The organism is Sandarakinorhabdus sp. (assembly GCF_041689835.1).
Classification (GTDB): Bacteria; Pseudomonadota; Alphaproteobacteria; order Sphingomonadales; family Sphingomonadaceae; genus Sandarakinorhabdus.
In genome coordinates, this window is sequence record NZ_JBDNFM010000231.1 from 1 (window position 1) to 9,385 (window position 9,385).

The 9,385-nt window shown below is 65.6% G+C and carries 6 protein-coding genes; 3 read left to right on the plus strand and 3 right to left on the minus strand.

Going from position 1 to position 9,385, the window contains the following annotated elements; genetic code table 11:
- The first annotated feature begins 74 nt into the window (after window positions 1-74).
- Both ACESL8_RS12195 and ACESL8_RS12200 read left to right on the plus strand, forming a co-directional pair.
- Window positions 75-3,416 (plus strand): PDZ domain-containing protein, encoded by a 3,342-nt coding sequence (locus tag ACESL8_RS12195; RefSeq protein ID WP_372919237.1) that lies wholly within the window; start codon window positions 75-77, stop codon window positions 3,414-3,416.
- A gap of 13 nt (window positions 3,417-3,429) precedes the next feature.
- Window positions 3,430-3,576: a hypothetical protein gene (locus ACESL8_RS12200; RefSeq protein ID WP_372919239.1), complete on the plus strand. Its 147-nt coding sequence runs from the start codon at window positions 3,430-3,432 to the stop codon at window positions 3,574-3,576.
- Between the two features lie 53 nt (window positions 3,577-3,629).
- On the opposite strand, the gene ACESL8_RS12205 is transcribed toward ACESL8_RS12200, so the two are convergent.
- The 3 genes from ACESL8_RS12205 to crtD form a co-directional block, all read right to left on the minus strand.
- Window positions 3,630-5,951 carry a TonB-dependent receptor gene (locus ACESL8_RS12205; protein ID WP_372919247.1) on the minus strand — a complete coding sequence of 774 codons (2,322 nt, stop codon included), beginning with the start codon at window positions 5,949-5,951 and terminating at the stop codon, window positions 3,630-3,632.
- 80 nt (window positions 5,952-6,031) lie between these two features.
- Window positions 6,032-6,784: a hydratase gene (locus ACESL8_RS12210; protein WP_372919241.1), complete on the minus strand. Its 753-nt coding sequence runs from the start codon at window positions 6,782-6,784 to the stop codon at window positions 6,032-6,034.
- Window positions 6,785-6,864: 80 nt separating this feature from the next.
- Window positions 6,865-8,481 carry a 1-hydroxycarotenoid 3,4-desaturase CrtD gene (gene crtD / locus ACESL8_RS12215; protein ID WP_372919243.1) on the minus strand — a complete coding sequence of 539 codons (1,617 nt, stop codon included), beginning with the start codon at window positions 8,479-8,481 and terminating at the stop codon, window positions 6,865-6,867.
- Window positions 8,482-8,537: 56 nt separating this feature from the next.
- Here crtD and ACESL8_RS12220 point away from each other — a divergent pair.
- The coding region (locus tag ACESL8_RS12220) for a methyltransferase (RefSeq protein ID WP_372919245.1) at window positions 8,538-9,385 on the plus strand (848 nt) is incomplete at its 3' end.

Here is a 9,385-nt window from a genome sequence, read left to right on the forward strand (position 1 = left end):
AGCCGGGGTGGTGATTGACGGGCTGGTGATCGGCTGCCACCGTTCCGGCCAATCAGAAATTTGTGGCATTCGCAATGAACAGGCATCGCTGGACGGGTGTGGGCGCAGCAGCGCTGATGGCGGCGGGCGTCGCGCAGGCGGCCAGTCCGGCTCGCCTGTTGCAATCGCCGGTGCTCAGCGCCAGCCATGTTGCCTTTGTTTCCGGCGGCGACATCTGGGCCGCTCCGCGGGGCGGCGGTAAAGCCTTGCGGCTTACCACCGGCATCGGCATCGAACAGTCGCCCAGCTTTTCCCCCGATGGCCAGACCATTGCGTTCACGGGCGAATATGATGGCAACACCGATGTGTTCACCGTGGCCGTTGCCGGCGGCGTGCCAAAACGGCTGACCTTCCACCCCGCCACCGATGCGGCTGTGGGCTGGAGCCCCGATGGCGAGCGCGTGCTGTTCCGGTCGGGCAGCGACGCGGCCAGCCGCTACACACGGCTGTGGCAGGTAAATGCGGGCGGCGGCGCGGCAACAGCATTGCCGCTCCCCATGGCATCGTCGGGCATGATGTCCCCCGATGGCAGGTCGATCGCCTATACCCCGATGGATCAGGGCTTCTCGTTCAACCACACGCGGTACACTGCCTGGGGCAATTATCGCGGCGGCCTCACCGGCGCTGTCTGGATCACAGCGCTTGATGGCCTCAAAACCCAGAAAGTGCCCACGGCCGGCGGCGCGGATTTCTCGCCCGTCTGGCTGGGCGGTCAGGTTTATTTCCTGTCGGGCCGCAAGGGGCCGATCAGCGTCTATCGCTTCGATCCGGCCAGCGGGCAGACGGCGCTGGTGTGGCAGAACCGCGGTTCCGATATCCGCAGCCTCGCAGCCGACGGCAAAGGCCTGGTGTTCGATCGGCTGGGCACCATTTTCACGCTCACCCCCGGCGAGGAACCAAGGGCGGTTGCCATCGATCTGGACGGCGATATGCCCGACGTGCGCCCGCGCGTTGCCAGTGTTGGCAGCGAAGTGCGCGCCGCCGCCATTTCACCCACCGGCCTGCGTGCCGCCGTCGAGGCTCACGGCGAAATCATCACGCTGCCGGTGAAAGACGGCATCATCCGCACCATCACCGCCACGCCCGGCACCATGGAACGCACGCCAGTATGGAGCCCCGATGGCCAGTCCATCGCCTATTTCAGCGATGAAAGCGGGCTGTATGCCCTGCATGTCGCGGCGCAGCAGGGTGCCGGCAAAGCGGTGAAGAAATACACCCTCAGCCCCGATCCGGCTTATTATTCCGATCCCCTGTGGGCGCCCGGCGGCAAGCATATTGCCTTCAAGGACAATCGCCTCAACAGCTGGATCCTCGATCTGGGGACAGGCAAGCTCACCGCCGCCGGCCCGCCCGACGATTTTGGCGGCTTTGCCCAATCAGGGCGCGGCATGACCTGGTCACCCGATGGCCAGTGGCTGGTTTATGCCCGCGTGACCGGCAATCATTTCCCGGTGTTGATGCTGCACGAAATTGCCACTGGCAAAGCCGTCCAGATCACCGACGCAATGGCGATGGCCGCCGATCCGGCCTTTGATCGGGACGGAAAATATCTCTATTTCCTCGCCAGCAACAATGCCGGCGGCGCCATCCTGCCGCTCGACATGTCGTCAAACGTGTACCAGCCCACCAGCAGCATCTATGCGCTGGCGCTGAACGCCGGCACCGCTTCGCCGTTTGCGCCGGAGCTGGGTGACGAGAAAATGCCCGCCCCGGCCGCTGCACCCGAGAAAAAGCCGGATGCCAAAAAACCGGCCCCTGCGCCCGCCATCCCGCCGGTGAAGATCGATCTCCCCAGCCTTTCGCTCGATCAGATCGCCCGGCGCATGACCGCACTGCCGCTGCCGCCGGCGAATTATCGCGGCCTGGTGGCGGGCAAGGCGGGCGTCCTGTGGCTGCTGCGCGCCAACGAAGCGATGGATCTTGATGCCGAAGAGGCGCCTGCCGCCACGCTGCTGCGCTGGCAGCTTGAAGGCAAGAAAACCGAAACGCTGTTCGACAAGGCCGCCGATTTCAGCCTGTCCGGCGACGGCACCAAATTGCTGGTCCGCACGCCTGCCAACCCGGCCGGGCAATCGACCTGGCTGGTCGCCGATGCCGCCAAACCCTTCAAGGCCAGCGATCCCGATGTGCGTATCAAAACCGATGCGCTGTCCGTCCGCGTCGATCCGGCGGCGGAATGGGCGCAGATGTACCGCGAAATGTGGCGGGTGCAGCGCGCCTATTTCTACGATCCGGGTTTCCACGGTTATGATGTGGCCGGCGCGGAAAAAGCGCTCGCCGCGTATTTGCCCGGCATCCAGTCACGCGGCGATCTGAACTATCTCTTCCACGAAGCGCTCACCGGCTTTTCCATCGGGCATTTGCGCGGCGGCGGCGGCGCCATCCCGGCGGCCAAGCGCGTGCCGGGCGGGTTGCTGGGCGCCGATTATGAACTGCAAGGCGGCCGCTGGTGCCTGGCGCGCATCCACGACGGCGGCACCTGGACGCCCGATATCAAGGCCCCGCTCGCCCGCCCCGGGCTGGACGTGAAGCCCGGCGATTGCATCACGGCCATCAACGGCGCCGATGTGCGCGGCGATGAAGATATTCAGCGCCATCTCGAAGGCACCGCCGATCAGGCCGTCACCCTCACCCTCACCCGCGCCGGCAGTGGCCCGCGCGACGTAACGGTGGTGCCGGTTGCCAGCGAAGCCCGCCTGCGCAATCTGACCTGGATCGAAGACAATCGCCGCCGCGTGGACAAATTGTCGGGCGGCAAGCTGGGGTATGTCTATCTGCCCAACACCGGCGGCGGCGGCTACACCAGCTTCAACCGTTATTATTTCGCCCAGACCGACCGTCAGGGCATGGTGATCGACGATCGCTTCAACGGCGGCGGCCAGGCAGCGGACTACATGATCGAGGTGATGAACCGCCGCCTGATCAATTGGTGGCAGCCGCGCTATGGCCGCATCGATCGCACTCCATCGGCCAGCGTGCTGGGGCCAAAGGTGATGCTGATCAACGAAGGCAGCGCCAGCGGCGGCGACATGCTGCCGTGGATGTTCCGCGATTTCAAACTGGGGCCATTGGTGGGCAAACGCACCTGGGGCGGCCTCGTTGGCATCGGCGGTATCCCGCCCTTGATGGACGGCGGCCAGCTCACCAGCCCCTCGGTGGGCTTCTTCTCCCCAGCCGGCGAATGGGCGGTCGAAAATATCGGCGTCCCGCCCGATGTGGAGGTTGATCAAGACCCCGCCGCCGTGATGGCCGGCGGCGATCCGCAACTCGAAAAAGCCGTCGCCTTGGCAATGGACGCCCTCGCCAAAAACCCCCCGCCAGGGCCCAGGCGCCCGCTGTTCCCCCTCTACGGCCCCGACGGCCCGATTCGTCGGTGATTGGCCGCCGCTGATGGACATCCCGGTTGAATATTTCGGCCTGATCGAAGGCGGCGTCACCCTGGTGGCGGTGCTCGGCTTTGCCGGCTGGCAGCTGTGGACGCTGCGGGAAAAGCCGGGGGAAAAGGACATTGGGGACGATATGGGCAAAGGCGGCTGACGGTTTGCCCCTGTGCCAGTGCCGCCGGCCTGCCGGGAGCCGAATTAATTGCCCTACTTCTTGAAGCCCAGCGTCACCCCGATGATTCGGGGATCGCTGGGCGTGCCAAGGATCAGCCCGGAATTTCCGGCCTGTGTTGTCAGGTTCTGAAGGTAGTTGCTGTCCAGCAGATTGCGGGCAAACACTGCCACGCTCCAGCCCGCCGCGCTGTGATAGCCGATCGACGCGTTGGTGAGGTTGTGCGCCTCGATGAACGTGAACCGCGACAGCGTGGGGTCACCGAAAGTGCCGCTGCGCCAGCTTGAATCGACGTGGATGAAACCTTCGCCCCCGCCTTTGCCTGCTATCGGCAGCGCATAATCGCCGCTGATCGTGGTCGACCAGCGCGGCAATCCCGCTAGCCGGCCCCCGGTCAGGTCGCACGCCGCTGTCGTACTGCCTTGCAGCTCGATCGGGCACGGTCCCTTGGGGTAACGAGCATATTTGCCGTCCGCAAAGGCAAGGCCAGCGCGCAGTTGCAGCCCGGCGAACGGCGCCGCAACGGCATCGATTTCGAAGCCCTTCACCGTCACCTTCGGGATGTTCGACAGATAGCCGCGCAGAGCGACCGTCTGGGTCGAATCAACAAGTGTGGCTTGGAAATCGCGCACTTGTGTGAAGAAGCCCGCGATGTTGAGGCGCAGCCGGTGATCAAACAAGTCGGTCTTCAGTCCGGCTTCGGTGGTCGTGTTGCGTTCCGGCGCGACCACAGCGGTTGAGAGGGCCGGCAGATTCTGTGCATCGAGCGCGAGGCCCGACATGTTGATGCCGCCCGATTTAAACCCGCGAGCGTAGCTTGCGTAGGCAAACACAGCGGGGCTGAAGCGATAGGAAATGTTGGCTCGGCCCGACAGATCGCCCGTGTTGTCGCGCGCGCTGTACGTCTGTGGCCGCAGCACCGACAGCCGGGCGCTGATCAATGCCGGCACCGATGTTGGCGGTCCGCCGAAAACGAAACTGCTGTAATCGCCGGCCTTGCGCTCGATGGTGTACCGCAGGCCGCCGGTGAGTGTCAGCCGCGCCGAGGCCCGCCAATTGATCTCGCCGAAGCCGGCGTAGCTGCCGGCGGCGAAGCGGGTGCGGCCATCCTGGCCATATCCGTCCAGCAGGTTGGCTGGAACCGGCGTCGCCGCAGCGCCGGTTACCGGGCCGATCAGCCAATAGGCCGCCGTTGGCCCATAAATCGAAATTGGCCGCCCGGTTATCACCTGCCGGAAATAATACAGGCCGACCACATAGCCGAGCGGGCCGCCACCGTTGGACGCCATGCGGATTTCCTGACTGATCTGGTCCTGCCGCGAGGGGATCCCCTGCTGCAACTGTATCCTGAGGCCCGTGTAGTCGCGGTCGTTGGCGGCATTCCAGTTCCACCGGCGCGAGGCGCTGACCGACGTGATGGTGGCAGCACCGAAATCCCAGTCCGTCACCAGTGACACGCCGCCTTCGCTGGTATCGACCGCGAGGCGGGCATCGATATCGGTTACGCGGTCATAGGGGTTGAGGCTGGGCGGCGCATAACCGAGGCCGGCGGCCAGCGCCGGAAACTGTCGGGCGGTGGGGCGCAGCGAGGTTGCAGTGCGCACATAGACCTGGGTGCAGCATTCGCTGCTGAAATTGCTCCAGTCCCCGGTCAGGCGAAAGCTCAGCGCGTCGCCGGCCTGCCACAGCAATTGCCCGCGCACCGACTGGTTGCCGAGCGTGTTCTGGTTTTTTCCCAACGAGACGTTGCGGATCACACCGCCGCGCCGCGTTGTCAGCCCCGAGAGCCGGAATGCCAGTTTGGCATCGGCGATAGGCCCGGAAACCGCGCCGCGTGCCTGGAAAAAACCAAGCGCGCCGTATGATGCCTCGCCCTGCGCCTGCCAATCAAAACTTGGGGCGCGAGTCAGGATGTGGATCGCACCGGCCGTGGTGTTCTTGCCGAACAGCGTGCCTTGCGGCCCGCGCAGCACTTCGACGCGGTTGATATCAACAAAGTCGAAGGCGGCAGTGGCGGGACGGGCGTGATAAACCTGATCGACGTAAAAGCCGACGCCCGGCTCCAGCCCGTCGTTGGCTTGGCTCACCGCAACGACGCTGCTGCCCAGCCCACGGATGGTGAATGCCGTGTTGCGCGGGTTGGGCGAATTGTAATTGAGCGCTGGAACCAGCAGGCTCAATTGCGCCGTGTTGGCAGTGAAACTGCGCTCAATTGCGCCGCCTTCCACAACCGATATGGCTGCGGGCACGTCCTGCGCATCCTCGGCGCGCCGCCGCGCCGTGACAAGAATTTGCGGCACCTGTGCCAAGCCCGCGCCTGCTTCTTCGGCAGCAATGGCGCTGTGCGGCCCCGCGATTGCCCAGTTCAGTGCCGCGGCAACCACCCACCTCGCGCGCGGCGCCCAATCTCCCACCTGTGCCGGCCTCACGCCGCTCTTCAGATTTTTCGCGGCATCCGCCACGGCAGCATCCACTGCACCGCCCCCGTCGCGAACCGGTTCATGTTGAGCGATTCGTGCACGGCCACCACATCCTCCCCCCACAGGCGGGTGGCGAGGGCGGTGCGGCTGTAGAAGGGGGTGTCTTCCCAGGTGGCGCGGATGCGGGCGGTGTAGCCGGCGTCGGCGCGGGTCATGCGGTCAAGGAGCCAGGCGGTTTTGGGCAGCACGACGCGCGCGGGCATTTCCATCACTTCGGCCTGGCCATCGGGCGTGATGCGCAGCGCCATGCCGAAATCGGCGCCGCCTTGCAGCTTGCCTTCGTACATGACGGCAGTGGAACCGTCCGCGAGGTGGGCGCGGCTCCACTGCCAATCGGCAAAGCCGTCCTCCAGCGATTCGGCGCCGTGGTTGGCATCAAGATAGCCGGTGCCGGCCCATTTCAGATCAGGGTCGGTGAAATTTGCCTCAACCCGCGCACATGGCCCCAGCGGTTCCCACACGTGGCGGCCCGATGGATCGAGGCGGAAACGCCGCTGGCCAAGCATCCTTGGCGTCACGCGCACCTGGCCGCGCACCTTCAATGGCAGCACCGCGCCGGCTTCTTCGATATCGATCACCAGCGTCTCGCCGTCCCAGCGCATCTGGCTCGGCCCGATGCGCAGTGTTTGCCGGTCGCGCCACAGCGCGCCCTTGCCGCGTTCGGTCATCGTCCAGCGGCGGCTGCGCGGGCCATAAAGCGCGACATTCAAGGATACATGGTCTTCCGGTGCGCCGCGCCCCGAAGCCTTGTAATAAGGGGAAAAAACCGATCCGATGAAGGCAATGATGGTCAGCCCGTAGAGCCCGCAGTCGCTTTCGGCGTCGACATACCACCAACGGTAGCCGCCGGGTGGAACGTCTTGATCAAAGCGCGGGCCTGAAGGATCGCTGCGCTCGCCAAGCGGCCGGACAAGGCCGCCATCGGCACTCCCGCGCCCGGGTGAGCCGAACCACTCGCGACCCAAAGCCCGGGCAGCTTCGTCTTGCTGCCAGGCCGGCGGAAGCTGGCCTGCCACCCGTGCGAGGCCCGACCATAAAGGGCCCCACCGCTCGAAGGGAAAAGCGCCTCGAACATCGCCGGTCCCACTGGCACCATTGCTGTTGGCTTCAGCGTCAGCCCGCACCGGGCCAGGACGGCCAGGGTTGCTGTCTGACATTGGGCCATCTCCTCAGGTGTGGGGGGGGTGCCGTCGCCATTTGGCGGGGCGTTGACGATGAGTTGCAGGCGTTCGGGGCCGGCCGGTGGTGAAGCGATGCCACGATCCTGCGCGCAGATATAGATGCTGGGTTCGGTGGGGAGGCGGTGGGCGCCGAAAATGTCCCGAAATTCGGCGGCATAATCGTTGGAAAAGAACACGTTGTGCCGGTCCAGCTCGAAACCGCTGGTGTGCGCCGTCATCATGGTGACGAGGGCCGAAAGCGAGCGTTCGTGCGGCTTCACGCCGGTGACGGCACCGGAGGCCGCCGGGCCAAAGCGGCCATCGGCAATGGCGGAAATATCGCCGTTGCACAGCACGTCGTCGCCTGCGATTTCTTCGCCGCTGGCCAGCTTGACCCCGGCCGCGCGGCCGCTGCGCACCACGATCTCGGCGACATGCGCGTTGTAATGAAATTTCGCGCCCAGCCGCTCCGCGAGCAGCGCCAGCTGGCGGGCAACTTCGTGCATGCCGCCATCAACCAGCCAGACGCCGCGCGCCTCCAGATGGGCGACCAGCATCAGGGTGGCAGTGGCCTGAAACGGATCGGCGCCGGTGTAGGTGGCATAACGGCCATAAAGCTGGTGCAGCCGCGGATCGCGGAAATAGCCGCCCAGCGTGTTCCACAACGTCGCGAACGGATTGATCGCGAACATTTCGTGCAGGTGGAACGGCGCGTATTTCAGCGTGAGCCCCAATGGCCCCATGGCCGGGCTTTCCATGAAGCGGGTTTCCAGCGCGTTCCAGATGCGCCCGGCCTCATGTTGAAACCGGGTCCAGCCTTCGGCTTCGCGAGGGCCGGCAAACTGGGCGACGGCATCGCGGCTGCGGGCATGATCGGCCCACAGATCAAGGCTGCTGCCATCCTGCCAGGCGTGGCGGGCGAGGCGTGTCGATTTCACCAGCGTGAGATGATCGTCGAGCCGCGTGCCGGCGTCGGCAAAGATGCGCTCGAAAACCGGGCGGTGGGTGAACACGGTTGGGCCGGCATCAATGGGCACATTGCCGACAGCAACCGTACGCAATTTGCCGCCGGGCGCGCCCATGCGCTCCACCACCGTCACCGAAACACCGCGCGCGGCCAGCAGCACGGCGGCGCAAAGCCCCCCCATACCGGCTCCGATGATGACAACGCCGCCCTGGCCTGCCAAACCGCTCTCCGAATCATCAGTCGTTAACGTCTGGCCGCTACACCTGCGCAAGGGGTTCATGATTGACCTTCGGGCGCCAACTGTCCAGACCATTTTGACACCAACACACGGAAGCCATGGCCGAAAAACCTGCCCACCCCGGATTGAAACTGCGCTGGCTGAACGCCCGCAACCGGGTGCTGGCGAACCCGGCTTTCCAGCGCTTTGCCATGCGTAACCCCTTGATGCGGCACACCGCACGCTACCACGCCAATGCCATGTTTGCCGTGATCACCGGCTTTGTGCAGACCAAGGCGCTGACGGCGACGGTGGATGCCGGGGTGATCCGCCGCCTGAGCGACGGGGCGGCGCGCACGGACGAACTGGCACAGGCCGCAGGGCTTTCGCTGGACGCGATGCAGCGGCTGCTGGGCGCGGCGCGGGCGGTCGATCTGGTGGAGCTGGCAGCGCCTGATCTGTGGGTGCTGGGCCAACGCGGCGCGGCGCTTTCGACCAATCAGGGCGCGCTCGCGATGATCGAGCACCACAAGATTTTCTATGACGATCTGGCCGACCCCATCGCCATGCTCAAGCGCGGGCGCGGGCAGGGCAAACTGGCGGCGTTCTGGACCTATGCCCCCGCCGCCGGGCGCGGCGATCCGGCGGCAGCGGACGCGGCGAGCTGGCAGGGCGGCGGCGACGGCGAGGTCGCGCCTTACTCGGCGCTGATGGCCGCCAGTCAGCCGATGGTGGCGCAGCAAGTGCTGGATGCGTACGACTTTGGCCGCCACCAGTGCCTGATGGATGTGGGCGGCGGCCACGGCGCTTTCCTTGCTGAAGTGGCGCAGCGCCATCCGCGGCTGTCGCTGAAACTATTCGATTTGCCGGCTGTGGTGGACGGCGCGAAGGCCAGGCTGGCGGCGCGCGGGATAAGCCATGCGGCGTTGCACGGCGGCAGTTTCCGCGACGATCCGCTGCCGCAGGG

What these genes read in the sequence shown, in the direction of transcription:
- ACESL8_RS12195 (WP_372919237.1), top strand. Translation starts at nt 75, where the DNA reads ATGAACAGGCATCGCTGGACGGGTGTGGGCGCAGCAGCGCTGATGGCG.
- ACESL8_RS12200 (WP_372919239.1), top strand. Translation starts at nt 3,430, where the DNA reads ATGGACATCCCGGTTGAATATTTCGGCCTGATCGAAGGCGGCGTCACC.
- crtD (WP_372919243.1), bottom strand. Translation starts at nt 8,481, where the DNA reads ATGAACCCCTTGCGCAGGTGTAGCGGCCAGACGTTAACGACTGATGAT.